Raw genomic sequence first — 25,660 nt, forward strand, 5'->3', positions numbered from 1 at the left:
GGGCCAGACGATAACCTCTGGCGCCAAGGCCGCAGATCACTCCCACCGCTACGTCGGAGAAGTAAGAGTGATGGCGGAAAGGTTCGCGTTTGTGCACGTTGGACAAATGCACTTCGATGAATGGGATGCTCACCGCCAGCAGCGCGTCACGTAATGCGACACTTGTATGCGTAAAAGCTGCTGGATTGATCAGAATGAAGTCCACGCCTTCATCGCGGGCGGCGTGGATACGGTCGATCAATTCATACTCGGCGTTGCTTTGCAGGTACAGCAGATGATGGCCGGCTTCGCGGGCGCGGCGCTCCAGGTCCTGATTGATCTGCGCCAGGGTCGTCGACCCATAGGTACCCGGTTCACGGGTGCCGAGCAGGTTCAGGTTGGGGCCGTGCAGCACCAGTAGCGTTGCCATCTGCGTTGTCCTTGTTATGGGTGAGCAATGTTCAGAATCCGGCGACTATGCCGCAAAGACTTTGTGACTGTCCAGTTCTATGCAATAGCCAGCACGATGGCCGATGTTTGCGCGAAATATGTGACCAAGCAATTAAATCCGGTCATTTGAAGTGCCGGGGCTGTCGCCTTCGCGAGCAAGCTCGCTCCCACAGGGGGATGCATTCCAATGTGGGAGTGAGCTTGCTCGCGAAGGCGACTTGTCAGACGCGGAAGGCCTGAACGGCTGTATGCAGTTGCCCGCCCAATACCAGCAGATTCTCCCCCTGTTCCCGACCTTGGCCGATACGCAGCAAGTTATCCCCACCCAACTGGTGAATCCGCTCGCTGTGATCACGAATCTCACTGACCGCGCCACTTTGCTGGGCGGTGACATCGGCAATACGAATCGCCGTATCGGAAATGGTCTGAATCGCCCCGACGATTTTATCCAGCGCACCGTCCGCCGCCTGCGCCTGATTGGCCGTGGCTTCGGCATGTTCGACCTGCGCCCGCATGCCCTCCACCGACTGCCGGGCTGCGGTTTGCAGGCCGGCAATCAGCGTCTGGATTTCTGCGGTCGCACCCGCCGTGCGCTGTGCGAGTGAACGAACCTCTTCGGCGACTACGGCAAATCCCCGACCCATTTCCCCGGCGCGAGCCGCTTCGATGGCGGCGTTCAGCGCCAACAGATTGGTCTGGTCGGCAATCGAGCGAATCACCGTCAGCACACCGCCGATGGTTGCCGACTCTTCTGCCAGATGCTCGATCATCTGCGCATTGCCTTGCACCTCGCCCACCAGTGCGTGCAGTCCGGTGAGGCTCTGGCCGATCACGGTTTGCCCGTGCTCGACGGCGAGCCCGGCGTGGCGGCTGGCATCGGCCGCTTGCCGCGCGTCGCCGGCCACTTGCTGAATGGTTGCCTCAAGTTCGCCGAGGGAATCACGAATCAGCGCCGTATCACCGGCCTGATGCTCGGCGCCGCTGTGCAAGTCGTTGCTCAGTTCGGCGAGGGTGCGGCTGCTGCCCGCCACTTGTTCGGCATTGCCGCGAATGGTCCCGACCAGATCCACCAGATAAGCACGCAGACGATTGAGCGAAGCTTCGATGTCATGCAGTTCGCGGTTGGTCTTGCCCAGGTGAATGTCACGACTGAAATCACCCTCGGCCCAGGTCGACAGCGCTGGTGCGAGGTTGGTCAGGGTACGGGCCAGACGTCGCTGCAAGGTGTCGATCAGCAGCGCGATCAGCAGAATCAGGCCGATCATCAGGCCTTGCATCAGTCGCACTTCGCTCTGGATTTGCCCGTGCTGGGCGCGCACCACTGGCTCCAGGCCGGCAATGGCTTGCTGCACGGCGGCGATTTTCAGGTGGGTGGCGGTGCTCAGCTCAGTGCGTTTCTCGATCTGCTCACGGGTGCGCGCCAGCTCCGCCGGGTAACGCCCGAGCAGGCTGTTGAGTTCACGCTTGAGGCCGACACCTGCATCTTCGGTGGCGGCTTTTTCCGTGCTTTCGATGCCCATCATCGCGGCGAAATCATCGCTGCTCGATTCATTGCTGGCGACCACGCCAAGCAAGGGCAGGGCGTCGATCACTTGGGCCTGAGCGCGGATGTTGGTCACCTCGCGCTCAACGTCGGCGGCCAGTTCGCTACGCCCACTGCTGACCAGTTTGTCCCGCGCAAGCGACAGTTTGCCGAGATGCTGAGAGGCGGCGAGCAGTGGCGTCAGGTAGCTGGCATTGCCGTTGGCGTAAGTGCTGAGCTGGTCGAGACTCGCGCTCAATTCACGCTCGGCCTGCAACAGCAATGCCTGTGGATCGCCGGCGAGTTTGCCGGCGGCCAGCAGGTCGCTTTTGCTGAACTCTCCGAGGCCGGAAAGGCTAGGGCGCAAAGTGTCAGCGAGGGCTGGCGGCAGCTCGCCGAGTTCCTTTTGCAAGCCATCGATGGCCTGGCTGGCGCTGCTCAGGCGCAGAGCGTCGCCGCTGGCGAGGTAATCCTCGACGTTGCGTGCCACGTCATTCTGAAATTGCTGCGACAGCCCCAGGTAACGCTCCATCAACAGATACGGGCGTTCCAGGGCTTTTTGCGACCACCACAATGTGGCGCCGAGGGCCACGCAGACGGCGACCAGCAGGAGAGTATTGAGATTGGTGAGCAACTTCAGGCGCATGACGGCTACCAACGGCAGAAATGGTAAGCGCCTGAATTTATTGCGGTTCTGTTACAGGGTTATGACCGAATCAGTGGAATCCGATGAAAAAGTGGCACTTTGCTTTGAGTCGCGCGCGGTCTGCACCCGATTGCGTCCACCATCCTTCGCACGGTACAGCGCCTCGTCAGCCTGGCTGGCCATCATCAGGCTGTCGCAGTCATCGCGCATCTCCACCACGCCGGCGCTGAAGGTGCACCACAAGTCCTGCGGCTGGGCCGGGTAGTGGATTTCGGCAAAGCGCTGACGGATTTCGTCGAGCACCTTGTGCGCGGCATCTATATCAGTGTCAGGCATGACGATGGCGAACTCTTCGCCGCCGTAACGGCCGATGAAGTCGGTCTTGCGCAAGCGCTGCTTGAGGAACAATGCCAGGCTTTTGATTACCCGGTCGCCCATCGGATGACCGTGGCTGTCGTTGACCCGTTTGAAGTGGTCGATGTCGAGCATGGCAAAGCTCAACGGCTTGTTCTCGCGGCGGGCGCGGAACGAGCAGTCTTCGAGCAATTGCAGAATATGCGTGTGGTTGTAGAGACCGGTGAGGCTGTCACGGACCATCCGCGCTTTCAGATTGCGGGCGCGGGCAGCGCGATTGCGCACCGTGGTGATCAAGTGTCGCGGCTTGATCGGCTTGGTCAGGAAGTCGTCGCCGCCTTCGCTCATGGCGTCGAGCTGCTTGTCCAGATCATCTTCGGCCGACAGATAAATGATCGGCACGCTGACATAGCGGTCGTTGTGGCGGATCACCTTGGCCAGTTCAGTACCGGTGCAGGCCGGCATGTACATGTCGAGGATGATCAGGTCCGGCTGAAAATCCGCCAGCTCGGCCATCGCCTGAATCGGTTCGATCAAGGTACGGGTGACGATCCCGGCGCTGTTGAGCAGGCGTTCGGTGTGCAAGGCCTGGGCGCGAGAGTCATCAATGATCAGCACTTTATAAGGTTCGTACTGGGCGACGCAGGTCAGGACTTCGATCTTCTCCAGCAGGCTCGAAGCTTCGAGGGTGCCGGTGAGGAATTCCTGGCCACCGGCGCGCACTGCGGCGAGACGGGTCGGGGTGTCGGTTTCGTGCAGGCTGAAAAACAGCAGCGGTAGTGGTTCTTCCAGACCCACTTGGGCTTCGGCTGCCAGTTTCAGGCCGATGCCGGCACCGCTGAAGTCGACGTCCATCACGATGGCGGCAGGCAAGCGCTCGACCATCGACGAACGAAACGCCGCGACACTGTCCAGCGCCTGCGCCGAAAGGCCGAAGAACTCCAACTGCTTGGCCAGCCGTTCGGCACGGTCGTGGTCTTGCAGCATCACGTAAATCGGTTTGCGCAGGGGTGGCAGAAAGGTCTGGTCGAGTTGGTCGCCATGACGCAGGCCGGTGCGCGACAGGCGCTGCATCAAACGATTGAGGTCAGTAATCAGACCACTGCTCAGGCGTCCGCGATTGGCGTCCACCGCTTCCAGCGACTGGCTGATGTGACGGGCCAGATGCGTGTGCTCGGGCTGTTCGAAACGCTCGGCAAAACGCAGCAGGCGCAGGTTGGCCTCGCTCAGTTCGGCGAGGTCGGCGGTGGACCACTCACTGCGTTGCAGGCGCTGCCATATCTCAAGAATCTGACGTGCCTGATGAATTACCCGCTGGGCAAAGTGGTGCTTGAGACGCTCACGGCTGGGGTCTTCTGGCTCGGTCATATCCTGACTACTAGTTAGGCTGCATGCTGAGATCGACTGGTGGCTCTATGCTAGCACCTCTTTTCCCTTAGACGAGTGTCATGCATCAATAATCTGCGGTGCGACACAATTCAGTTTCTGACCGAGCGGTTTTGTTTTTGACCTTGTCGTCGTGGATGTCCCCGTGAGCCGGGGACATGGTCATGCTCGAAGACGTTTCATCGAGGCTCGGCGCGGGTCAGTGGGTTGCAAGGGACAATCTTCGATTGATTGATGTGATTCGACTTTGTCGGAGCGCAGACTCAGGGAATCCCCTAGAGTCATCACGGATGAATGCGGCATCATCGATTTGCTGCTTCTATTGAATGGCGGGTGCCCGGCCTTGGCACGTTGTTGTATGGTTGTGGTCGAACCGTTGAACCCAAGTGATTGAAAGGATATCGCCATGCTGGACTGGAAGAACCGCGCGGGCAGCGCGCCTGAACGTGCCGCCGAGCCCAAGTCGGCCGCTCGCAGCTATGTGGGCGGGCTTTTGTTCAGCCGTGCGCTGGCGACATTGGTCGGCATTTACCTGCTGGTGACCATCGGTCTTGGCTGGTACTGGAGCGAAGAACCGGCGCTGTTCCCGGTCGCGCAAAACGCCCAGCTCGCTGCCGAGAAAGAAGGCAAGCAGATGGTCGTCGGCTACACCACCGTCGAAACCCTCAAGACTGTCGCTGGCACGCTGCTGGACAAACCGGGCGGCTACATTTCCAACGACCGCTTCCCGCCGGGCTTGTGGATGGACAACATGCCGAGCTGGGAATACGGCGTGCTGGTGCAGGTGCGTGACCTGACTCGCGCATTGCGCAAAGACTTTGCCCGTTCGCAGTCGCAATCGGCTGAAGACGCTGATCTGGCCAAGGCCGAGCCGCGTTTCAACTTCGATAACAAGAGCTGGATTCTGCCGTCCACCGAGTCGGAGTATCAGGAAGGCATCAACTCCCTGAGCCGTTATCAGGCGCGTCTGTCTGATCCTACACAGAAAAACGCGCTGTTTTATGCCCGCGCCGACAACCTCAACAACTGGCTGGGCGACGTCGGTACCCGTCTGGGCTCGCTGTCGCAACGCCTGTCGGCGAGTGTTGGCCGGGTCAAGCTCAACACGGCGCTGAAAACCGAAGTGCCGGCCGTTGGCCAAGTGCCGCAGGTTGATGAAGAAGTCGTCGAGACTCCGTGGATGCAAATCGACAACGTCTTCTATGAAGCTCGTGGTCAGGCCTGGGCTCTGTCGCACTTGTTGCGCGCCATCGAAGTCGACTTCGCCGATGTACTGGCGAAGAAGAATGCCACGGTCAGCGTGCGCCAGATCATCCGTGAGCTGGAAGCCTCGCAGGAACCGGTCTGGAGCCCGATGATCCTCAACGGTAGCGGCTTCGGCGTGCTGGCCAACCACTCGCTGGTCATGGCCAACTACATTTCCCGGGCTAACGCGGCAGTGATCGATTTGCGTCAACTGCTCAATCAGGGCTGATACATGAGCCAAAACGCCAAAGAGGCGGCGCACCGTGCCGCCTCGGATGCCGAACACATCGCCTGGGTCGACGAGCAGGACAACCTGCTCGGCGCTCTGGTGCGCTCCGATTTGCGCGAACGCGGGCTGATCGGCCGCGGCACTTACATCATGCTGTTCAACTCTGCCGGTGAGCTTTGCGTGCATCGGCGCACGTTGAGCAAAGCGATCTATCCCGGTTACTGGGATGTGGCGGCGGGTGGCATGGTGATGGCCACTGAAACCTACGCCGAGTCGGCGGCCCGTGAGCTGGAAGAGGAATTGGGCGTCAGTGGCGTTGAGCTGACCGCTCATGACCATTTCTTTTTTGAAGACACCGGCAACCGTCTGTGGTGTTCGGCGTTTTCTGCGGTGTGGGACGGGCCGTTGATCCTGCAACCGGAAGAAGTGCTCGAAGCACGCTTTATTCCCGTCGAACAGGTCATGCTCGAAATCGAGCAGAAGCCTTATTGCCCGGACTCTCTGGCAGCCCTGAAGCGCTATCTCAAGGCTCAGCAAAGCGACGTCGCAAAGAAGGCATAAATTGGCGCTGATTGGCTCTTAGCAATTGCGCTTTTTGCCGTTACACTGCGCGACCTTTTCAAGCTGCGCCTGGACAATGTGTCGGGTGCAGTAGCGCTGCCCCTGCCTGAGTGGGGCTTCGCGGTCGATAACCTTGCCCAAGGTTGCGATCAGTCTTTGTCCTCCCAAGAGGATTGCCGGTGGCCAAAAAAGCCGCATCCTTCGCCGCCCTTGGTGGCCTGGTATTTTCCACCGACGCAGGTCGTCATTGCCCGGAATGCAGTAAGCCGGTGGACGCCTGTATCTGCAAACAAACCGTGATCCCTGCCGGCGACGGCATTGCCCGCGTACGCCGCGAGAGCAAGGGCCGTGGCGGCAAGACGGTGACCACCATCACCGGCGTGCCATTGGCCGAAGAGCCGCTCAAGGAGCTGGCGACAACGTTGAAGAAACGTTGTGGCACTGGCGGGGCGCTGAAAGACGGGATCATCGAAATCCAGGGCGATCATGTCGAGCTACTCTTGGCTGAGCTGATCAAACTCGGTTTCAAAGCGAAGAAGTCCGGCGGCTAGCAGCCTCTGTGAAAACCACCTGCGGCTTGATCCGGCTCTGCACAGTTGCACATCCGGCGTCGTCTCCATGGTTTTCACAGAGCCTGTTCATGACCGGTTTCTAAACTCAACGCTGTCAGCGCGGTCTACCGCCCCGCTGACGAACCGTCATTTTCATTCTTTAGACTGCGCCGGCCTGAGATCAGGCGACGCACTATGACTTCTTTATAGGGGACTTCTATGTCAGTTCGACGAACACTTAAATACGATGGAAGCCAATGGACAGTTGCGGACAGCCGCAGTGTTTACGGGATTCGCCATTGGGGGGCCGGATATTTCGCGATCAATGAAGCCGGTCGCGTCGAAGTTCGTCCGAACGGTCCGAGCAGCTCGCCTATCGACCTGTTCGAGCAAGTTGACCAGCTGCGCAAAAGCGGCTTGTCCTTGCCATTGCTGGTGCGTTTCCCCGACATCCTGCAAGACCGTGTCCGCCAACTGACCGGCGCGTTCGATGCGAATATCGAGCGTCTGGAATACCAGAGCAAGTACACCGCGCTGTACCCGATCAAGGTCAACCAGCAGGAAGCAGTGATCGAGAACATCATCGCCACCCGCGACGTTTCGATCGGTCTGGAAGCAGGCTCCAAGCCTGAACTGCTGGCAGTGCTGGCACTGGCGCCGAAGGGCGGCACCATCGTCTGCAACGGTTACAAGGACCGCGAGTTCATCCGTCTGGCACTGATGGGCCAGAAGCTCGGCCACAACGTGTTCATCGTGATCGAGAAAGAATCCGAAGTCGGTCTGGTCATCGAAGAAGCTGCCTCGCTGAAGGTCAAGCCACAGGTCGGCCTGCGCGTGCGTCTGTCGTCGCTGGCATCGTCGAAGTGGGCGGATACCGGTGGCGAAAAATCCAAGTTCGGTCTGTCGGCGGCGCAGTTGCTGTCGGTGGTCGAGCGTTTCCGCGCTGCCGGTCTGGATCAGGGCATCCGCCTGCTGCACTTCCACATGGGTTCGCAGATTGCCAACCTGGCCGACTATCAGCACGGCTTCAAGGAAGCGATCCGTTACTACGGCGAACTGCGCAATCTTGGTCTGCCGGTCGATCACATCGACGTTGGTGGCGGTCTGGGCGTGGACTACGACGGTACGCACTCGCGTAACGCCAGTTCGATCAACTACGACATGGACGATTACGCCGGTGTAGTGGTCGGGATGCTCAAGGAGTTCTGCGACGCGCAGAGCCTGCCGCACCCGCACATCTTTTCCGAGAGCGGCCGTTCGCTGACCGCGCACCACGCCATGCTGGTGGTGCAGGTGACCGACGTCGAGAAACATAACGACGACGTGCCGCAGATCGAGAACAAGGAAAACCTGCCGGAAACCGTGCAGTGGCTGGTTGACCTGCTGGGTCCGACCGACATTGAAATGGTCACCGAAACCTACTGGCGCGCCACTCACTACATGAGCGACGTGGCTTCGCAGTACGCCGACGGCAAACTGACCCTGGCCGAGAAAGCATTGGCCGAGCAGTGCTACTTCGCTGTTTGCCGCCGCTTGCACAACTCGTTGAAGGCGCGTCAGCGTTCGCACCGTCAGGTGCTCGACGAACTCAACGACAAGCTGGCCGACAAGTACATCTGCAACTTCTCGGTATTCCAGAGCCTGCCGGACACCTGGGCGATCGATCAGGTACTGCCGATCATCCCGCTGCACCGTCTCGACGAAGAGCCGCTGCGCCGTGCGGTGTTGCAGGATCTGACCTGCGACTCCGACGGCAAGATCAACCAGTACGTCGACGAGCAGAGCATCGAAACCAGTCTGCCGGTACATGGTTTGAATGAAGGCGAGGACTATCTGCTGGGCGTGTTCCTGGTCGGCGCCTATCAGGAAATCCTTGGCGACATGCATAACCTGTTCGGTGACACCGACTCGGTGAACATCTACCAGAACGCCGACGGCAGCGTGTACCACGCCGGTATCGAGACCCACGACACCATCGAAGACATGCTGCGTTACGTGCACTTGTCGCCGGAAGAACTGATGACTCACTACCGCGACAAGTGCGCCAGTGCCCGCATCAGCCCTAGCGAGCGCACCCAGTTCCTCGATGCGTTGCGCCTGGGCCTGACCCGCTCCTCCTACCTGTCTTCCTGAGGCACGGTCTATGCCGAATCGGGTTGTCTGAAATTGTTCCGCACACTGCGGAAATTTCGGACAACCCGGTGCGACATTTCTGTTTTTTCCTGCGAAACGACCTGACTTGCTGGCAAGTCTGGCGAAGTGGTCTGCTTTTCGCGTAGGTCATTTCCTAAGTTGTACTTGGGCACTCTACTCGGCCATGCCTCTCGGCGAGAATCCCCGGCCGCCCCTCCTGTAGAGATCTGCCCATGTTCGATTCCGTCAACGAGCCCTCGTTTCGTCTCGATGTAGCGGGTCAGCCCGACTCCTTCGAGGTGCTGGCTTTTACCGGCAGCGAGGGCATCAGCGAGCCCTTTGCATTTGATATCGATCTGTTGATCAGCGACCCGCATCTGGATCTTGACGGCCTGCTGTACCGCTCGGCGTTCCTCCAGTTCGGCTTGCCACAAAACGGTCTGAACGGGCAGTTGCACAGCCTTGTCCAGCATGAGCATGGTCTTGGTTCGCGCTTGTGTCGTGTGCGCTTGGCGCCGAAGTTGAGTTGCCTGGAGCTGCGCTTCAGCCAGAGGATTTTCAGCGGCCGTTCGGTGCCGCAGATTCTGCTGCAGGTGCTCAAGGAGCACGGGATTGTCGAGGCGCAACGGCGGTTTGATCTGCGGGATGATTATCCACTGCGTACCTTTTGTACCCAGTACCGCGAGTCCGACCTGCAGTTTGTTCAGCGTCTGTGCGCGCAGTCGCACATCCACTATTACTTCGAGCATGGCCGCTACGGCCATTGCCTGGTCTTCGTCGATGATCCGGCCCGCATGCCGAGGGCCGATGTGGCGAACTTCGAGCGTGCGGGCGACTTACCGGCCATTCGCCGCTGGAAAATGCAGATGGATGCATCGACGGTCAGCAAGGCACCCACGGCTGATGGGCACACAGATTTGTCGAACTTGCGCAGCGGTCAGTGGCTTTCGTTGACCGGTCATCCGCTTGCCGAATGCAACCGCAACTGGCTGTTGAACCGGGTCGAACATCGCGCCGATCTGTCCCTTGAACCGTCTTACAGCAACCGGATCTGTGGCGCCGCGCAGATGCCGACAATGTTGCCGGCCAGCACTTGTGCACGGCCGCGCATGCACAGTCTGCAACGTGCCTGGGTGGTGACAGTCGACGAGCCGCGTCCCGATCAATCGCGGCCCGTGGCGGTGCAGTTCGACTGGTTGTATCAGGGCGAAGGTGCCGCCCCCAGCCATTGCTGGCTGCCCCTCGCGCCGACGCTGACCGATACGCCGCTGACGTCGCTGCAAGAAGGCGTCGAGGTGGTGGTGAGTTTCCTTGAGGGTGACCCCGATCAGCCAGTGATCAGCGGTGTATTGCAAGAGTCTGCGGTCATTGCAGATATTGACGATCACCAGGAACATGAGCTTCCCGACCCGCTGGCAAGCGCCGGTTTTGCACAATGGCTCACGTCTGCCGAACCGCTATTGCTGCTGTGCCTGCTACCTGGTGGCGGCAGTTACAGCCATTGCGCGGAAGCGGTTTGCAGTTGCCGACTGCTCGCGGCGCTGGATCAGAGCGGCGCAGCATGAGCCGCGCGGCGCACGAACTAGACGCGCAGTGGCTGTTGCTCGATGCTCCCGAAGCCCCGCAAGCCCTGAGCGCATTGCATCAAACCTTTGCCGATGTGGCTTGTTGGCGGCTGTTCGATGCAACCGAGTTTCAGCCGGTCAGTGAACATGGTCCGTTACTTGTCGATTTGCGCGGTTGTCCGGGATTGGCAGCACTGTGTCTGAGCGATCCGCACACCTGGCGCGGCTTGTTGCTCGGCAGCCAGGCCCCGGCGCAGACATTGCTGAAGCATTTGCGGCGCATGCTCACGGTCTCATTCGGACTCAATCACCGCGCCTTGCTCGGTTACTACAATCGTCAGACCGCGAGCTATTTCTTCGATGCCTGCGATGCCGAACAGTTGAGTCGCTGGCTCGGCCCGATCCATCAGTTGCGCTGGTTCGGCGGCACCTGGAGCGACCGGGCCATTGGCAGCCAGGGCTGGCAGCAACTGCGCAATCCGCAGCGGACAGTCGAGCCGCTTGGCATCGAAGAAAGTCTTACCTGGCGTCAGCGTGAACGCCTGCAAGCCTGCGTACTGGAGCGACATATCTGGTGCTGGTGCCAATCGATGGGAACCGACTTCACGCGAATGTCCTCACATGCTCAACAAGGACTGGCGCTGGGTTTCAGCGAAAGGACAGTGCTGGATGACTGGTTATGGCTACGCTTGCAGCATCCCCGGGCGTTGCTGGTGCAAACGCCGGACGGTCTGACCCAGCAACAGCGACTCGAGCATTTGCGTCGACACTGGCAGAACAATCACCCTTGAAATAGAGAACAGACACCTATGGCGGGCGCGTTGCGGCAATGGTTCGGGGCAGTGTTCGGTGGGCTTTTGCTGCTCGGCGTCAGTGCCTGCTCGCCAGTGAAAATCCTCAATGCGGTGACACCTGACAGTACCTTCGATAAAACTGCCGGGATTGCCTATGGCGAAGATCCACGGCAGAAACTCGACGTTTACGTGCCGCGCCATCCGCTGGAAGATGCGCCCGTGGTGGTGTTTTTCTACGGCGGGAGCTGGAACAGCGGCGCCCGCGAGGATTACACCTTTGTCGGCGAGGCGCTGGCGTCGCGAGGGATTTATGCGGTGCTGGCGGATTATCGGTTGTACCCGCAGGTACGTTATCCGCTGTTTCTCGAAGACGGTGCCCGGGCCGTGGCGTGGACCAAGGCGCACATCCGCGAATACTCCGGCAACCCGCAGCGTCTGTACCTGATGGGCCACAGTTCTGGCGCCTACAACGCGGCAATGTTGGCACTGGATGCGGATCTGTTGCATGCGGTGGGAATGTCACCGGCGGATATCAGCGGCTGGATCGGTCTGGCCGGGCCTTACGATTTTTTGCCGATCAAGAATCCCGATGTGCGTCCGGTGTTTTTCTGGCCGGATTCGCCGCCGCAATCACAGCCAATCAACCACGTCAGTCGCGGCGCGCCACCGGCCTTGCTGATCGCGGCGAATGAGGATGATCTGGTCAATCCGGTACGCAATACCGGCGGCCTCGCGCGCAAATTGCGCGAATACGGGGTGCCCGTGCAGGACCTGTATTACTCGCGCCCCAGTCATGTGACGCTGGTCGCGACCCTGTCACGTCCGCTGCGGCGGCTGGCGCCAGTGCTCGATCAGGTGGTGTCGTTCGTCAGGCACACCCCTGACTCAGTGAACGCCACCGCTGAACCAGCCATCGTTGCGCCGCAGCCATAGGGCCAGTGCGCCGAGGGTCAGGCTGCGCAACACCATGAACAGCAGGAAAGTTATCCACAAGCCGTGGTTGCCAAGCCCTTGCAGCGCCCAGGCGAAGGGCGCCAGCAGAAGTACCGTCAGCAGCATGCCGTTGCGCATTTCCCGAGCGCGGGTGGCGCCGATGAACAGACCGTCGAGCAAGTAGCTCCATACCGCAATCAATGGCAGTACGGCCAGATAAGGCAAGTAGATGAATGCCGTATCGCGCACGCTCTGGATGTCGGTCTGCATCTCGATGAACAGATGCCCGGCGAACAAGAACAGTGCGGCAAACCCCAGACTTGCCAGCAGCGACCAGCCACCGGCGACAACCAGAGAACGGCGCAAGGCCAGACGATCACGCGCACCGATGGCATGCCCGCACAACGCTTCGACCGCGTGAGCCAGACCATCCAGCGCATGGGCGGTCAGCAGCAGACCGTTGAGCAGCAGCGCATTGGCCGCGACCGTGGCATCACCCAGCCGCGCACCTTGCACGGTGATCAGGAAAAACACCGATTGCAGTGCGAGGCTGCGGATGAAGATGTCGCGGTTGACCGCCAGTAACGGGCGCCAGCTCTGCCACAACTTCAGCGCGGCCCAGGCGATGTGCCCCGGATAGGCGCGCAAGGCCTTGCGCGTCAGCAAGAGGCCGAGGAGGGCGCCGCTCCACTCGGCAATCACCGAGGCACGCGCCGAACCGACCACGCCCCAGTCCAGCCCGAGGACAAACCACAGATTGAGAACGATGTTGATCAGGTTGGTGGTCAGCAGAATTGCCAGCGGTGCCCGCGCATTCTGGGTGCCGAGAAACCAGCCGACCAATGCATAACTGGCCAGCGCGGCGGGCAAGCCGAACAGGCGCGTGTGGAAGAAATCGCGGGTCAGTTGATCAAGCTCTGCCGATGGCTGCATGAAGTGCAGCGCGACCCCGCTCAGCGGTACGCCCAAAGTGCCGAGTACCAATGCCAGCCCCATCGCCAGCAGCAGACCTTGCAACAGAATTTGCCGCAACGCCGCACCATCACTGCGCCCGGCAGCCTGGGCGGCGAAGCCGGTGGTGCCCATGCGCAGAAAGCCCATCGCCCAGGCGAGAAAGGTATACAGGCTGGCGCCGACCGCCACCGCGCCCAACTGATGGGCGTGCGGCAAGTGACCGATGACGGTGCTGTCGACCAGCGCCACCAGCGGCACGGAAATATTGGAAAGGATCATGGGGGCGGCAAGCGCCCAGACCCGACGGTGAGTCGGGCGGTCGCGCCAGTCGGCGATCAGGTTGGACATGCGGGCTCCTTGGGAGCGGGCATTGTAGCGGCAGATCCGAGCCACGCAGCGGTTCAATTGTGGGAGCGAGCCTGCTCGCGAAGGCGGTGTGTCATTCAAATTTCAATTGACTGACACGACGCTTTCGCGAGCAGGCTCGCTCCCACAGGGAATGGTGGTGTCAGTGAATGATCCAGCTCAACAACCACAACCCCAGCAACAGCCAGATGATCCCGGCAATGATCGAAGCGTTCATAAAGGCGCGGATCGCCGACCACAGCAGCATCAGCCCGACGATCAGCGCGATGATGCTGATGATCGACGTGTCCATGCCCAACGTCTTGGCCAGCCCGTCGACAAAATTGCCGCCCGCGTGGCTCAGAATGCTGAACAGACCGCTGAGCCCATCGACGATAAAACGGATGACCGAACCGAGCGCCTGCCCGAGCCATTCGAAAAAGCTTTCTACCTGCATGTGTGCATCCTGATGAAAGAGCTGAGCCTTGGGCCGCAACAATGCTGGCCGAGTTCCCTGCAACTATAGAGGTTTTACCTCAACCCTGTGGGAGTGAGCCTGCTCGCGATGACGGCCGTACATTCAACATCTTCATTGCCTGACACCGCGCAATCGCGAGCAGGCTCACTCCTGCAAAAGATCAGCCGCGCTGCTTGCCTTCGGCTGGCTTCCCCCCGAAGCTATACCCCTTCAGGAGAGCCCGATGAACCTTGTTGAACTGACCGAACGCCTGCATGCCATTCGCGACCGCAATGACTGGCGGCAATTTCACAGCCCGAAAAACCTCGCCATGGCTGCCAGCGTGGAAATGTCCGAGCTGGTGGAGATCTTCCAGTGGCTGACCGAAGACCAGTCGCGCCAGTTGCCCGCAGACAAATTGGCGCATGCCGGGCAAGAAGTCGGCGACATCGTTCTGTATCTGTTGCTGCTGTGCAGCGAACTGGGGCTGGACATGAATGAAGTGGTGCGCAGCAAACTCGCCGACAGTGAACGGAGATTCAGCTGATGAGTGACCGTCATTTCGATCAGTTGGCGACGCGTTTCGCCGAAAAAATCTACGGCGGCGCCAAAGGCGCGATTCGCCTCGCGGTATTGCAGGCCGACCTTGCCGAGGCGCTGCCGGATCGGCCGTTGCGCGTGCTGGATATCGGCGGCGGTCTGGGCCACATGTCGCTGTGGCTGGCCGAACGCGGGCACGACGTGACCTTCAGCGAACCAGCCGAACCGATGCTTGAAGGCGCACGCCAGCGCTTCGCCGAAGCCGGGCAAACCGCAACGTTCATTCAGGCACCGTGGCAGGAGCTGCTCGGCCAGCTCACCGAGCCCTACGATCTGGTGATCTGCCACGCCGTGCTCGAATGGCTGGCCGAACCCCACGCGATCCTGCCGGTTCTGCATCAATTGACCAAACCCGGCGGCTGGCTATCGTTGGCGTTCTACAACCGTGATGCGCTGATCTACCGCAACCTGCTCAAAGGCCATTTCAAGAAAATGCGCAAGAACGACATGGCCGGCGAGAAGCAGAGCCTGACCCCGCAGATGCCACTTGATCCACGGGAACTGGCGACGCAACTCGAAGGAATGTGGCAGGTCGAAAGTCAGAGCGGGATACGGGTTTTCCACGACTACATGCCAGTGGAATTCCAGGCCCGCGCCGAACTCGTGGATTTGCTGGAGATGGAACTTGCTCACCGTCGTCACCCAAGCTTCGCCGGACTTGGGCGTTATTTGCACTGGATCTGTCGGCCGGTCTGATCGGAGCACCACATGAAAGCTCAATCCGGGTTACTGCTGATCTGTCTGGGGCTGGCCGCCTGCGAAGGCAGCAACCCGTATGTGGCGCAGTCGCTGCCGTTGCCGCCAGCGCCGCCGCAAGCCGCGAATACCTTTGATCGCAGCGCGTATCCGGCGCCACCGCGTGATTATGGCCGCTACCGCAGTTGGGCCTGGCTCAACGGGCAACTGCCACCGGGCACGGCATGGGCGGATTCGGCGCAAGTGGCCGAAGCGGTGAGCAACGCCCTCGACCAGCGCGGCTTGCGTCCGTTGCATGACAATCGCCCGGCCGATCTGTTGGTCAGCGCCAATCTGCGCTTGGAAACCCGTTTGCGTCAGATTCAGGACGACTCCGGCTATTACGGCGGATACAGCGGCTATGATCGTTATGGCCGGGGTTACGGGATGTACAACAGCGTGCCCGTGGTGCGCACTTATCAGGAGCAGGTTGTGGTGGTGCGGGTCGATCTGTTCGATGCCGGCACCGGGCAACCGGTCTGGAGTGCCAGCGCCGAAACCGGCAACAAGGGCAGCGAAATCGATCGCACCGATGCGATTCGGCAGGCTGTGGAAAAGGCCATGTCGGCGTATCCTCCGGGTTAGTTTCCTGCAAATGAAGCTGCCGCAGGTTCATGTCTTCAACCGGAGAAACCCCATGTTCCGCCGTCTCGCTTTAATCGCCATGGCCGCATTGCTCAGCGCTTGTGCGGCCAATCAGGTCAATCATGACTTCGATGCCAGCCGCGACTTTGCCGCTTATCGCAACTGGAGCTGGAAAGACCCCGCCCTGCAATATCGCCCCGATGATCCACGGATCAAGAGTGACCTGACCGAGCAACGCATCCGTCAGGCCGTCACCGATCAGCTTGATCAACGTGGCCTGCGTCCCGCCGCTGCGGGCGCCAAGGGTGATTTGAGTGTGCAGACTTACTTGATTGTCGAGGATCGCCAGCAGCAAGTGACCACCAACTATGGCGGCGGCTGGGGCGGCCCATGGAACGGTTATTGGGGCGCGCCGATGTACAACGAGACTCGCAACATCACCTACAAGGTCGCGACCATTCAGATCGACCTGCTCGACGGCAAGGACGGCAAACTGGTGTGGCGCGGCAGCGATGAACAAATGCTCAGCAGCACGCCGAACCCGACGGACCGCAGCAACGCCATCCGCGAAACCGTGACGCGCATCCTCTCCAACTATCCACCGCGCTAACGCGGTTTGAAAACGGGGGCTAATGAGCTCCCTTTTTTCGCCTCTCCGTTTCCTTTGTAAGAGTGAGCCTGCTCGCGATGGCGTCGTTTCAGCCAAATTAGTATTGGATGACACATCGCTATCGCGAGCAGGCTCACTCCTACAGGGGAATGTGCTGTGTCGGTTGGTGTGTTACCAGCAGTCCCGCCCGACCGTGTCTACACTCAATCTCACCAATGGAGGTAGCGCTCGGCAGTGCGCCGGCAAAGGAGTGCGCCATGTCGCCTCGTTCGCAGTTCAACGACCCGACCCGGCAACGCGGGGCTATCGGCTTGATGGCGGCTGCCACCCTCAGTCTGGCGCTGGTGTTGATGTTGCTGGTGGTCGACACCGGCCGGTTGTACCTGGAACAGCGCAAGTTGCAGCGTGTGGTGGATAACGCCGCACTGGAAGCCATCAGTCGCGGGGGTAATTGCCTGCCCGGCCTGACCGCCGCCACTTATGTGGGCCAAAGTGCGGTGCGCAATGGCTTCACCGTCGATACCAACAATACCCTCGTCACCACCTGCGGCACGTTAGTGACAGCGGCCACCGGGCTGCGCAGTTTTACCGTCGATGCGACCCAGGCGGTGGCCGTAAAAGTCGTCGCCAGTCGTACGGTGACCACCAGTTTTGCCGGCGGTGTGCAGGCGTTATTCACTGGCGCACCGGTCAGTCTCAACACCACGCTCAACGCTTTTGCTGTCGCGGGCAAGCCGCAACCGACGGTCGCGCAATTGAACATCCGCAGTACGCTGGTGAACATCAGCACGGCTCAATCAAGCATTCTCAACTCGGTTTTTTCCGGGCTGCTCGGAGGCAGCGTCAACCTCTCGGCGCTGGGCTGGAACGGGCTGCTCAATACCGATGTCAATCTGCTCAGTTACTTGAACCAATTGGCGATCAATCTCAACGTGGCCGCCGGCAATTACACCCAGTTGCTCAACACCCAGGCCACGGTAACGCAACTGATTCAGGCAGCGGCGACGGTGGTGCAACTCAACGGCGCGACGGCAGATGTGATGACTGCGCTGGGCAATCTGCAAATAGCTGCGATCAACGCGGCGCCGATCAAGCTCGGTGACATTCTGCAATTGCAGACCGGCACCATAGCGGCGGGGCTGGATGCCAACCTGCAATTGCTGCAACTGATTCAGGGCGTGATCCAGTTGGCCAACAGCAAAAGCGCAGTGGCGGCGACGCTACCGATCAACGTGCTGGGGCTGGCGAATGTCACGGTGCGGGTCAAAGTGATCGAGCCGCCGCAGTTCTCCGCGATTGGTGATCCGGCATTGGCCAAGGCCAACCCCACCGGGCCGAATCAGATCTATGTGCGCACGGCGCAGATTCGCACGCTGCTTTCGGTGAACCTGCCAGTGCTGACGGGCGTGACCGGGCTGGTCAACGCCGTACTCGGACTGGTCGGCACATTGACTCCAACCCTGAACGCATTGCTGAGCCTGAACCTGGTCGCCACGCTGAACTCGGTCGGTTGCCTGCTCGGTGCCGGTTGCGAACAACTTGATCCACTGTTGCTGCCGTCCCCGGAAATCGATATCGCTCTGGATGCCGGTGGCGCCATCAGCTACGTGACCGATTACAGTTGCCCGACGACCGCAACCACCGGCACCAAAAGCCTGACAGCCCACACCATCACCTCCATCGCCGACCTCAAGGTCGGCAAGATCGACCCGACCAACGCCTTTTCTTCGGTTGCCGAGCCGACAGTCACGCCGCTGCCGCTGGTCGATCTCGGCACGGTCACCTGTCACAAGATTCTGGGGATCGGCAGTTGCGATGAGTCCACGCATGTTCAATACGGCGCCGGGGGCATTGCGATCATGGTCAATACCAGCGTTGCGCAAAACACTCAGGACCTGGTGTATTCCAGCAGCACCCCATTCGCTACGCCGGCCAATCTCAAACTGCCGCCGAGCGTGATCTCTGCCGCCCCCAGCAGCAATATCGTTAATAGCCTCGCAAACACGCTGGCTGGCATCAATCTGATTGTTTACAAACCGCTGGGCAGCAATCCGTTGGGGTCTATCGTGGCCGGCGTGGCGGGTTTGATCAGCGCAGTCACGACGATTCTTCAGCCGCTGATCACCAACCTGCTGAGTCCGTTGCTCGACCCGTTGCTGAACAATCTGCTCAATCTGCTGGGTATCAACCTGATGGACGTCGATGTCGGCGCCAACATGACCTGCGGCCAGACCGGCAAGGCTTATCTGGTTATCTAAGCGTCCGGCGCGATGGGCAATTCGATGCAGAAGCGTGCGCCTTCCACCGAGTTGCGCACGCTCAACAATCCGCCCATGTTCTCGATGATCCCGTAGCTCACCGACAGCCCCAGCCCGGTACCGACGCCCACCGGTTTGGTGGTGAAGAACGGCTCGAAAATCCGCTCCAGCAATCGCGGGTCGATACCGCCGCCATTGTCCTCGACCCACAGCCGCACCTTCTGCTCATCACGTTCGGCATAAATCGAAATCCATGGCTTGAACGCCGAATCATTCTCGCGTTTACCGAGCAGCGCATCGCGGGCGTTGACCATCAGGTTGATCAACACCTGCTCCAGTTGATCGACATAACCACGCACCTGCACCGCAAATCCGGTCTCGCTGATGCGCAGATCCACGCCTTTGCCGCGCATGCCTTCGGCCAGCAGTGACAGCGTGCCTTCGATGGCCGAGGCCGGGTTGAACAGTTGCTGCTCGATCTCCGAGCGCCGTCCGAACACGCGCATGTGATCGACCACTTTCGCCGCGCGTTGCACCTGGGCGTCGATGCGATTGAGTTTGTCGGTCAGGTAATCGATCTGCACATCGCCGTTGCCCAGGCGCTTGAGCACGTTGACGATGGCCATGCGCATCACGTTCAGCGGTTGATTGATCTCGTGGGCCAGACCGGTGGCCATCTCGCCGAGGGTGGCCATTTTTGCGCTTTGCGTGAGCTGTTGCTGCGAGCGGCGCACTTCGGTGTTGTCGCGGCCGACCGCTTGCACTTCGATCAGTTGCCCCTGTTCGTCAAACACGCCGCGATCCGACCAGACCCACCAGGCATGTTCGCGTCCCGGTAATTGCAGGCTGATTTCCGCAGTGCTTACCGGCAACTCAGGCGTCAGCAACGACAGGCGCTGCACGAACGCGGCGCGCTGCTCATCGGACATCCAGCTGCCCAGATCGACCCCCGGTAATTCTTCGGCAGTGCATTCCAGATAAGTCGCCAACGGTTTGTTGCCGAAGGTCAGGGTCAGGTCCGGGCGATAACGACAAATCATCGCCGGCGAATCTTCCACCAGAATTCGATAGCGTTCTTCGCTCTGCTTGACCTGTTCGGCGGCCAGCGTTGCTTCGGTGACGTCCAGCCACAGGCCGACCGCTTCCACCGGGATGCCGAGGTCGTTGCGCAGCAAGCGCGCCTCATCAAGTAGCCAGTGATAGGCCCCGGAGCTGTCGCGCAGCCGATAACGTGCGCGCACCGAGCCTTCGCGCAGTAACTGGCGAGTGCGCTCGAAATACAGATCGCGGTCATCCGGATGGACCAACTGCACCAGCGCGCCGGCAGCGCAATCGGCGAGGCTCCAGCCGAGCAAGGGTTGCAGGCTGGCGCTGAAGAATGTCGGGAGCAATGCACCCTCGACGTAATGCTGCACATAAATTACTGCCGGCGAACTGGCGATCAGATTATCCAGGCGTGCATGGGCAGCGGCGGCGAGTTGCTGTTGATTCTGGATGTCGCTGATGTCGAGCATGAAGCCGACGAGTCGCCGCTGACTGCCACTGCCAGCGACTTGCCCCTGCACGCGATACCACACGGGTGCCTGCCCGGCGTCTGGCTGGTGCAGGCGTACGCTCAGGGTCAGGGTTTCGCCCTGTTGTTGCAGCGCATGCAAGCGGCTGCGCAACTCTTCACGGTCGGCGGGGTGGATCAGTGCGAGCCAGTCTTCGAGCGTTTGCGTCGAAGACTCCAGATGCAGGGCTGTGGTCAGCGACGGTGCCAACTGGATGTGCTCGCCCGTAGCGAGAATTTCCCACCAACCGGTGTCCAGCAGAAACTGCAGCGACTCCAGACGCTCCATTTGCTGATGATGCTGTTGCTCGCGCAAGCGCGCGAGCAGCGGCCCGGCCAGCGCGCCGGCGAGCAGCATCCAGTCGCGATCAGCCAGATACGACATGGCGTGATCCGCCGGGTAAAAACCACACAGCAACCAGGCCACCACACCGCGATCATCGCTGTAAGGCACGGCAAAACCGTCGGAGCTGCCGAACAGGCTCTGTACCCGTGTGTGCTCATCAAGGCCATGATGCGCGCCTACACGTTGCGGCGCGCTGCCGTTCAAACTGTCGAGTGGCGTGCCCAGTTGCTGGCCGTCATGCCACAAGGTCGGTGCATCGTGGGCGCGGAACTGGCGATAAATCTGCCAGCCTTGTTCCTCTTCATCGAGCAGCGCCAGGGCGATACACGGGATATGCCAGCGCTGGGCAAGCACCTGCAATTGTTCACTGACCACCACGGGCAAGCGACTCTGGCTGCAAGCACGCAATTGCTCGCTGATCTGCCCGGCGATCAATTGGCAGGCTTCACGATGGCGTGATTGCTGGCGTTCGAGCAGCAGGTCACTTATATCGAGCAATTGCAGCAGCCAGCCATTGCCCGAGGGCAACACCCAGCCGCGCAGGTGCAAGGTCTGCTCGCCGAGGCAGGGAAAATCCAGATCGAGCATTTGCCCTTGCCAGTCCAGCGGGCGACCATGAATCGCCAGTGTGCTGTGAGGGCGTAAATAGGTGTTCAGCGGCAAGGGCTGACCGTGTGGCTTCTGTTGCACCAACAGATGCCGCAAAGGGCCGGCCATTTGCAGGACGCCGCCGTCGCTGTCCATGAAAATGCTCAACCCCACTGGCGGCGAACCGAGTGCGTCGGGCAGGTCGAATGCCGCAGTGTGCGTGCGTTTGAGCAGGCGCCCGAAGAGGTTGTCACCCGCCGTCAAAATTGCAGGCTCGACGTGGCGGTCAGGGTGGTGGGCAGGCTGGGCACGCTACCGATTCCCGGCAGTACCAGAAACGGTATGACTTGATTCAGTTTGCTGACCGGGTAGTTCACCGTCACGGTCAATGTGCCGTTCGGGCCGTTGGTTCCCCCGGTGGCGAATACCGTGCTGGTGTCTGTGCCGATCACCAGATTGAACACTGGCGGCACCCACGACAATTGCTGGGTCAGGGCGGCGTTCGCGGTGCTCACCACCACGGTTGAATAGTTGGGGATCGTCGGGTCGACCGCCACGCTGCGGCGTATCGCTTCGGATGTGGCTTCGTTGAACGATTGCATCATCACGAATGGCAAGCTGTAGCTGACCAAGCCGTAAAACACTGCAAAAAAGATGACGAACACCAGTGCGAACTCAATCGCTACCGCACCTTTTTGCGACTTCCGAAAGCCGGTTTTCATGAGTGCGTCTACCCTGACAGTCACTGCGTACTCTCAGCATAGAATCATTCAGCAAAAACGGACGGTTTTTACCGGATGCAGAGCTTTATCCTCCTGACCTGGCTGGCCCTGTGCGCGGCGCAAGATGCCCGCCAACGGCGAATTTCCAATCTATTGACCTTCGGCGCTGGCGCACTCGCGCTGGTGTATTTGCTGTGGACCGGCACTACCTGGCTCGGTGCTCCGGCGCAGGAGGGCGGCTGGGCCTGTCTGATTGCGTTGGCGCTGACACTGCCGGGGTTTTTCATGGGCCGAATGGGCGCCGGTGATGTGAAATTAATGACAGCAATAGCCCTTGCGACGGACGGTCTGTTTGTTCTGTGCGCGTTTATCGGCGCGGGTGTCGCGAGTTTGCTCTGGTGGCTGCTGGCGCCAAGACTCTGGCTGCATATGAGTCAACGACTTAGAGAACATCTTCGATATCTGGAACCTGGAGTGTCAAAAAAGCTGCCATTTGCACCGTTCGTGTTGATCGGTGTATTGCTCTCGATACATTGGATCCACTAGTCGCCAGGCGCCACTAGTCCTATGTACATAGTCGGAAAGTGCGTCTACTTTCAAAGTGAGCGGGTTATACAGCCAAAGGCTGGCAGTACAGGAACGGTCAGCTTTGGCCTAAGCATGGAGTGGCACGTGAACAAGCCTACATCTGCGGTAAAAGTCCTCGTAGTCGATGATCAACCCTTGATCGTCGAGGAGTTGTGCGAGTTCCTCGAAAGCAGCGGTTATCGCTGTGTTCCGTGCGAGTCCAGCCAGGAGGCTATCGAGCGTTTCAGCGAAGATCTCGAGATCGGGCTGGTGCTGTGCGATCTGCACATGCCGGGTCTGGATGGCATTCAACTGGTGCAGGAACTGCAACGGATTTGCGGCAAACGACGGGTGTTCGAAGCGATCATGCTCACCGGTCGCGCCGACAAGCAGGATGTGATCAAGGCATTGCGTGCCGGGATTGCCGATTATTATCAAAAGCCGATTGATCTGGATGAGTTGCTCGAAGGTGTGCAGCGTCAGGAAGTGGCGTTGCAGGAGCGGCACAAGAATGTTCAGTTGGGGCATTTGAATCAGAAGTTGCAGTTTCTTTCCGAGTCGATTGATGACATTTATCAGGATCTGGACAGGGTGCGGCGTAGTCCTTCGGTCATTGTTCGGGATGTGATGGGGGGGGATGCGCCTCAGACTGAGCAGCAGGATATGCCGGAGATTTTTCATCAGTTGTCGCCGCGGCAGTTGGATGTGGCGCGGTTGGTGGGGAAGGGGCAGACCAATTATCAGATTGCCTGTGAGTTGGGGATTACCGAGAACACAGTGAAGCTTTATGTGTCGCAGGTTTTGCGGTTGACGCATATGCATAACCGGACGCAGTTGGCGCTTGCTCTGTCGCCTGGGGCTTCGGCGGCTCGGCAGCGGGTTACGGCGCACTGAGGGTTTTTGGGGTTTGGGTGTTTATCCTGCCGATGGGCGCTCTCAGATCAAGAGCTGCAGCCGAGCTAACGCTCATCCTGTTGAGTGGTGAAGAGCAACGCGGTTGGCTTTTGCTCTTCTGTAGGAGTGAGCCTGCTCGCGATGGCGGCCTGACAGTCGACCGGTTTTGATGGGTATACACGTTCCCCTGTAGGAGCTGCCGAAGGCTGCGATCTTTTGATCTTGCTCTTAAAAACAGATCAAAAGATCGCAGCCTTCGGCAGCTCCTACATGGGCGTATTTCAATTTTTAATGTTTAAGCGTGTTGATAAATTACAGAACCTTCCCACAAGGTTTTCAGGTTGTCCGTCGGACGTCTGCTCTCTAGTCTTTGGCTGTCGCTGCCAATTCAGCGGCCGGGTGTGGAAACCTGTATCAAGTAGTTGCATTGCATCGTTACCGTAATCATTGTCGGCGTCTTCTTTCGTCTGCAAACTGTGTCGCGGCGGCTGTGCGTGGGCAGACTTCGGTCTGGCCGGTTGCCTACTATCGGTTTTCCACCCTGCGTACAGCTGCCACCTTTTGTTGTGTGGAAACGACAAAAGATGGCTCCTCAGCCAAGTAGGAGTTTTCATGGACAAACTGATCCCCGATCCACCCCTCGATGCCACAACCCCACCCACCGACCCCACCCGCGCCGAAGAACTCATCAAAGACCGCGAAGCGATCAAGCGCGCGCTCGACTTCTACCTGAGCCCGGATGTAGAAAAACGCAGCAATCCCAGCACGATGTTCATGGTCGCGCCCAACATCGATACCGAAACCCTGCTCGCCCACGCTTACGAATCGTTGGCCTCAGCCAGTGCCCTGGCGAGTAATTTCGCTGGTGAGTTGAGCGGTTTGCAGCGCAGCACGGCGCTGGCGATTCAGCAGGTTGTCATGCTGGCCGAGCTGGCGGTGAATCGGGCGCTGGATCGGGTTGATCCGCAAATCTGATCGGCGGGTTTATCGCGTCATCGTTCTTCGCGAGCAGGCTCGCTCCCACAGTTGAAAGGCATTCTCCTGTGGGAGCGAGCTTGCTCGCGAATGCTTCGGCTAATTCTTGGTCTCGATCTTCCCACCCGCATCCGGGTCGTAGAAGTCCGGGATTTCGTATTTGTATTTTTTCAACCAGCGCTGCATTGCCAGTTCCCGTTCGGTCGCGGTGGACGCTTGTGGTTTTGGCGAGGCGACTTTGTTGCGGCTTTGCAGGACCAGCCAGCCTTCGGTTTCCTGTTGCTGCGCGGATGCAGGCCCCGCGTCGATGGCCATCGCGCTCAATGGCAGACTCAGCAAACTCAGATAGCACAGGCCTTTAAGGGCGTTCATGGCGGTCTCCTTATTTGATCGTCGACGGTTGCGGATCTGCGACTACGGCTACCTGATTACCGTGTACCGGTTTGGCCGGCACCGGGGCCTTGAGTTTTTCTGCGCGCTCCTGGGCTTCGGTGAATTGCTCCGGAGTCAGTTTTGAGCGGCTGACGATTTCCCCGGCCTGTTGCCAGTTGTTTTGATACAGCAGCAACGACACCAGATTGAGCGTTGCCAATTGGTTGTTTTGCTTCAGCTCGATGGCGGTGAGGAATTCGAAACGGGCATCTTCGAGGCGCAGTTGATTGAGGTAGACCAGGCCCAGGTCGTTGCGAATTTTTTCGTCGGTCGGTGCCAGTCGTGCGGCGCGTTGCAGGTGAGCCTGGGCCTGGCCGTTGTCGCCACGGGCGGCATAGAGTTGGCCAAGGCCATGTTCGGCCTCGGCGGTCAGGCAGGTGTTGAGCAGGCTGCGATACAGCGGCTCGGCTTCGCTGCGGCCGAGCAGGCGATAGACCTTGGCTTTGCGCAGGCGTACTTCGCTGAGGTTGTCCGGCAGGCTTTGCAGGTTGGCCAGGCTGGCGTGCAGTTTGCCGTCGTTGGCCAGGTCGTCGGCCAGGTTCAGGGCCAGTTCCTGTTCCGAAGTCATCTTGCTGCAACTGGACGGTGACAACATGCTCGTCCACGGCGCCTGATCGCCGGTGGCGCAACCGCCGAGCATCAACAGACTTGCTAAAACAATCAGTACTTTCATCAAACGCTCTCCATGAGCC

22 protein-coding genes and 2 pseudogenes (1 of these 24 only partly in view) are annotated in these 25,660 nt (G+C 59.8%); 15 read left to right on the top strand and 9 right to left on the bottom strand.

All coding sequences use genetic code 11. The annotated features are described in order from the left end of the window. From aroQ to gcbA, 3 genes and pseudogenes are all read right to left on the bottom strand, one after another. Positions 1-409 (bottom strand): annotated as a pseudogene (gene aroQ / locus ACIOZM_RS17505) (type II 3-dehydroquinate dehydratase) (its annotated part extends 29 nt beyond the left edge of the window); the annotation flags it as partial. Positions 410-650: 241 nt separating this feature from the next. After that, positions 651-1,157: pseudogene (locus ACIOZM_RS17510) on the bottom strand (methyl-accepting chemotaxis protein); the annotation flags it as partial. Positions 1,158-2,648: 1,491 nt separating this feature from the next. Further along, complete coding sequence (gene gcbA, locus ACIOZM_RS17515) at positions 2,649-4,319, bottom strand: diguanylate cyclase GcbA (protein ID WP_401216060.1); 1,671 nt, start codon at positions 4,317-4,319, stop codon at positions 2,649-2,651. 424 nt (positions 4,320-4,743) lie between these two features. Between gcbA and ACIOZM_RS17520 the strand changes: the two genes are divergently transcribed. From ACIOZM_RS17520 to ACIOZM_RS17550, 7 genes are all read left to right on the top strand, one after another. After that, the gene (locus tag ACIOZM_RS17520; RefSeq protein ID WP_401216061.1) at positions 4,744-5,811 is read left to right on the top strand and encodes a DUF2333 family protein; all 1,068 of its coding nucleotides are present in this window, start codon (positions 4,744-4,746) and stop codon (positions 5,809-5,811) included. 3 nt (positions 5,812-5,814) lie between these two features. After that, positions 5,815-6,372 carry an NUDIX hydrolase gene (locus ACIOZM_RS17525; RefSeq protein WP_401216062.1) on the top strand — a complete coding sequence of 186 codons (558 nt, stop codon included), beginning with the start codon at positions 5,815-5,817 and terminating at the stop codon, positions 6,370-6,372. Between the two features lie 179 nt (positions 6,373-6,551). Then, on the top strand, positions 6,552-6,923 hold the full coding sequence (locus tag ACIOZM_RS17530; protein WP_401216063.1) for a translation initiation factor Sui1: 372 nt from the start codon (positions 6,552-6,554) through the stop codon (positions 6,921-6,923). A 219-nt stretch (positions 6,924-7,142) separates the two neighbouring features. Next, positions 7,143-9,056: an arginine decarboxylase gene (speA, locus tag ACIOZM_RS17535; RefSeq protein ID WP_401216064.1), complete on the top strand. Its 1,914-nt coding sequence runs from the start codon at positions 7,143-7,145 to the stop codon at positions 9,054-9,056. A gap of 233 nt (positions 9,057-9,289) precedes the next feature. Further along, positions 9,290-10,621 carry a type VI secretion system Vgr family protein gene (locus ACIOZM_RS17540; RefSeq protein WP_401216065.1) on the top strand — a complete coding sequence of 444 codons (1,332 nt, stop codon included), beginning with the start codon at positions 9,290-9,292 and terminating at the stop codon, positions 10,619-10,621. Next, a complete protein-coding gene (locus ACIOZM_RS17545; RefSeq protein ID WP_401216066.1) occupies positions 10,618-11,412 on the top strand; it encodes a DUF4123 domain-containing protein in 795 nt (264 codons plus the stop codon). Before ACIOZM_RS17540 ends, ACIOZM_RS17545 begins: the two co-directional genes overlap by 4 nt. 18 nt (positions 11,413-11,430) lie before the next feature. Continuing rightward, entirely contained in the window at positions 11,431-12,348 is a 918-nt protein-coding gene (locus tag ACIOZM_RS17550; RefSeq protein ID WP_401216067.1) for an alpha/beta hydrolase, read from the top strand. On the opposite strand, the gene ACIOZM_RS17555 is transcribed toward ACIOZM_RS17550, so the two are convergent. After that, entirely contained in the window at positions 12,301-13,650 is a 1,350-nt protein-coding gene (locus ACIOZM_RS17555; RefSeq protein WP_401216068.1) for an MATE family efflux transporter, read from the bottom strand. The genes ACIOZM_RS17550 and ACIOZM_RS17555 overlap by 48 nt on opposite strands. A 160-nt stretch (positions 13,651-13,810) precedes the next feature. Then, positions 13,811-14,104, bottom strand: a complete 294-nt coding sequence (locus tag ACIOZM_RS17560) for a hypothetical protein (protein ID WP_401216069.1) — start codon at positions 14,102-14,104, stop codon at positions 13,811-13,813. Positions 14,105-14,348: 244 nt separating this feature from the next. Here ACIOZM_RS17560 and ACIOZM_RS17565 point away from each other — a divergent pair, with 244 nt between their 5' ends. From ACIOZM_RS17565 to ACIOZM_RS17585, 5 genes are all read left to right on the top strand, one after another. Beyond that, complete coding sequence (locus ACIOZM_RS17565; protein WP_007951009.1) at positions 14,349-14,651, top strand: MazG-like family protein; 303 nt, start codon at positions 14,349-14,351, stop codon at positions 14,649-14,651. Next, positions 14,651-15,400 carry a methyltransferase domain-containing protein gene (locus ACIOZM_RS17570; RefSeq protein WP_401216070.1) on the top strand — a complete coding sequence of 250 codons (750 nt, stop codon included), beginning with the start codon at positions 14,651-14,653 and terminating at the stop codon, positions 15,398-15,400. The genes ACIOZM_RS17565 and ACIOZM_RS17570 overlap by 1 nt, the downstream gene beginning before the upstream one ends. Positions 15,401-15,412: 12 nt before the next feature. Next, positions 15,413-16,024: a DUF4136 domain-containing protein gene (locus tag ACIOZM_RS17575; RefSeq protein WP_401216071.1), complete on the top strand. Its 612-nt coding sequence runs from the start codon at positions 15,413-15,415 to the stop codon at positions 16,022-16,024. Between the two features lie 52 nt (positions 16,025-16,076). Next, on the top strand, positions 16,077-16,634 hold the full coding sequence (locus tag ACIOZM_RS17580; RefSeq protein WP_401216072.1) for a DUF4136 domain-containing protein: 558 nt from the start codon (positions 16,077-16,079) through the stop codon (positions 16,632-16,634). Positions 16,635-16,891: 257 nt separating this feature from the next. Then, complete coding sequence (locus ACIOZM_RS17585; protein ID WP_401216073.1) at positions 16,892-18,892, top strand: pilus assembly protein TadG-related protein; 2,001 nt, start codon at positions 16,892-16,894, stop codon at positions 18,890-18,892. On the opposite strand, the gene ACIOZM_RS17590 is transcribed toward ACIOZM_RS17585, so the two are convergent. Then, entirely contained in the window at positions 18,889-21,642 is a 2,754-nt protein-coding gene (locus tag ACIOZM_RS17590; protein WP_401216074.1) for a PAS domain-containing protein, read from the bottom strand. The genes ACIOZM_RS17585 and ACIOZM_RS17590 overlap by 4 nt on opposite strands. Beyond that, positions 21,639-22,100 carry a TadE/TadG family type IV pilus assembly protein gene (locus ACIOZM_RS17595; RefSeq protein WP_401216075.1) on the bottom strand — a complete coding sequence of 154 codons (462 nt, stop codon included), beginning with the start codon at positions 22,098-22,100 and terminating at the stop codon, positions 21,639-21,641. The genes ACIOZM_RS17590 and ACIOZM_RS17595 overlap by 4 nt, the downstream gene beginning before the upstream one ends. Positions 22,101-22,175: 75 nt before the next feature. On the opposite strand from ACIOZM_RS17595, the gene ACIOZM_RS17600 reads away from it, so the two are divergent. The 3 genes from ACIOZM_RS17600 (at position 22,176) to ACIOZM_RS17610 (ending at position 24,536) form a co-directional block, all read left to right on the top strand. Next, entirely contained in the window at positions 22,176-22,646 is a 471-nt protein-coding gene (locus ACIOZM_RS17600; protein WP_401216076.1) for a prepilin peptidase, read from the top strand. A 126-nt stretch (positions 22,647-22,772) separates the two neighbouring features. Then, positions 22,773-23,561, top strand: coding sequence for a response regulator transcription factor (locus ACIOZM_RS17605; protein WP_401216077.1), 789 nt, complete (start codon positions 22,773-22,775; stop codon positions 23,559-23,561). A gap of 612 nt (positions 23,562-24,173) precedes the next feature. Next, positions 24,174-24,536, top strand: coding sequence for a DUF6124 family protein (locus ACIOZM_RS17610; protein WP_401216078.1), 363 nt, complete (start codon positions 24,174-24,176; stop codon positions 24,534-24,536). 99 nt (positions 24,537-24,635) lie between these two features. On the opposite strand, the gene ACIOZM_RS17615 is transcribed toward ACIOZM_RS17610, so the two are convergent. Together ACIOZM_RS17615 and ACIOZM_RS17620 are read right to left on the bottom strand one after the other, a co-directional pair. Continuing rightward, entirely contained in the window at positions 24,636-24,908 is a 273-nt protein-coding gene (locus ACIOZM_RS17615; protein ID WP_401216079.1) for a DUF3613 domain-containing protein, read from the bottom strand. 10 nt (positions 24,909-24,918) lie between these two features. Next, positions 24,919-25,641 (bottom strand): hypothetical protein, encoded by a 723-nt coding sequence (locus ACIOZM_RS17620; RefSeq protein ID WP_401216080.1) that lies wholly within the window; start codon positions 25,639-25,641, stop codon positions 24,919-24,921. Between the last annotated feature and the right edge of the window lie 19 nt (positions 25,642-25,660).

The sequence above is a fragment of the Pseudomonas sp. NPDC087346 genome, assembly GCF_044744235.1.
In the GTDB taxonomy this organism is placed as follows: Bacteria; Pseudomonadota; Gammaproteobacteria; order Pseudomonadales; family Pseudomonadaceae; genus Aquipseudomonas.

What these genes read in the sequence shown, in the direction of transcription:
- gcbA (WP_401216060.1), bottom strand. Translation starts at nt 4,319, where the DNA reads ATGACCGAGCCAGAAGACCCCAGCCGTGAGCGTCTCAAGCACCACTTT.
- ACIOZM_RS17520 (WP_401216061.1), top strand. Translation starts at nt 4,744, where the DNA reads ATGCTGGACTGGAAGAACCGCGCGGGCAGCGCGCCTGAACGTGCCGCC.
- ACIOZM_RS17525 (WP_401216062.1), top strand. Translation starts at nt 5,815, where the DNA reads ATGAGCCAAAACGCCAAAGAGGCGGCGCACCGTGCCGCCTCGGATGCC.
- speA (WP_401216064.1), top strand. Translation starts at nt 7,143, where the DNA reads ATGTCAGTTCGACGAACACTTAAATACGATGGAAGCCAATGGACAGTT.
- ACIOZM_RS17540 (WP_401216065.1), top strand. Translation starts at nt 9,290, where the DNA reads ATGTTCGATTCCGTCAACGAGCCCTCGTTTCGTCTCGATGTAGCGGGT.
- ACIOZM_RS17545 (WP_401216066.1), top strand. Translation starts at nt 10,618, where the DNA reads ATGAGCCGCGCGGCGCACGAACTAGACGCGCAGTGGCTGTTGCTCGAT.
- ACIOZM_RS17550 (WP_401216067.1), top strand. Translation starts at nt 11,431, where the DNA reads ATGGCGGGCGCGTTGCGGCAATGGTTCGGGGCAGTGTTCGGTGGGCTT.
- ACIOZM_RS17555 (WP_401216068.1), bottom strand. Translation starts at nt 13,650, where the DNA reads ATGTCCAACCTGATCGCCGACTGGCGCGACCGCCCGACTCACCGTCGG.
- ACIOZM_RS17560 (WP_401216069.1), bottom strand. Translation starts at nt 14,104, where the DNA reads ATGCAGGTAGAAAGCTTTTTCGAATGGCTCGGGCAGGCGCTCGGTTCG.
- ACIOZM_RS17565 (WP_007951009.1), top strand. Translation starts at nt 14,349, where the DNA reads ATGAACCTTGTTGAACTGACCGAACGCCTGCATGCCATTCGCGACCGC.
- ACIOZM_RS17570 (WP_401216070.1), top strand. Translation starts at nt 14,651, where the DNA reads ATGAGTGACCGTCATTTCGATCAGTTGGCGACGCGTTTCGCCGAAAAA.
- ACIOZM_RS17575 (WP_401216071.1), top strand. Translation starts at nt 15,413, where the DNA reads ATGAAAGCTCAATCCGGGTTACTGCTGATCTGTCTGGGGCTGGCCGCC.
- ACIOZM_RS17580 (WP_401216072.1), top strand. Translation starts at nt 16,077, where the DNA reads ATGTTCCGCCGTCTCGCTTTAATCGCCATGGCCGCATTGCTCAGCGCT.
- ACIOZM_RS17585 (WP_401216073.1), top strand. Translation starts at nt 16,892, where the DNA reads ATGTCGCCTCGTTCGCAGTTCAACGACCCGACCCGGCAACGCGGGGCT.
- ACIOZM_RS17595 (WP_401216075.1), bottom strand. Translation starts at nt 22,100, where the DNA reads ATGAAAACCGGCTTTCGGAAGTCGCAAAAAGGTGCGGTAGCGATTGAG.
- ACIOZM_RS17600 (WP_401216076.1), top strand. Translation starts at nt 22,176, where the DNA reads ATGCAGAGCTTTATCCTCCTGACCTGGCTGGCCCTGTGCGCGGCGCAA.
- ACIOZM_RS17610 (WP_401216078.1), top strand. Translation starts at nt 24,174, where the DNA reads ATGGACAAACTGATCCCCGATCCACCCCTCGATGCCACAACCCCACCC.
- ACIOZM_RS17615 (WP_401216079.1), bottom strand. Translation starts at nt 24,908, where the DNA reads ATGAACGCCCTTAAAGGCCTGTGCTATCTGAGTTTGCTGAGTCTGCCA.
- ACIOZM_RS17620 (WP_401216080.1), bottom strand. Translation starts at nt 25,641, where the DNA reads ATGAAAGTACTGATTGTTTTAGCAAGTCTGTTGATGCTCGGCGGTTGC.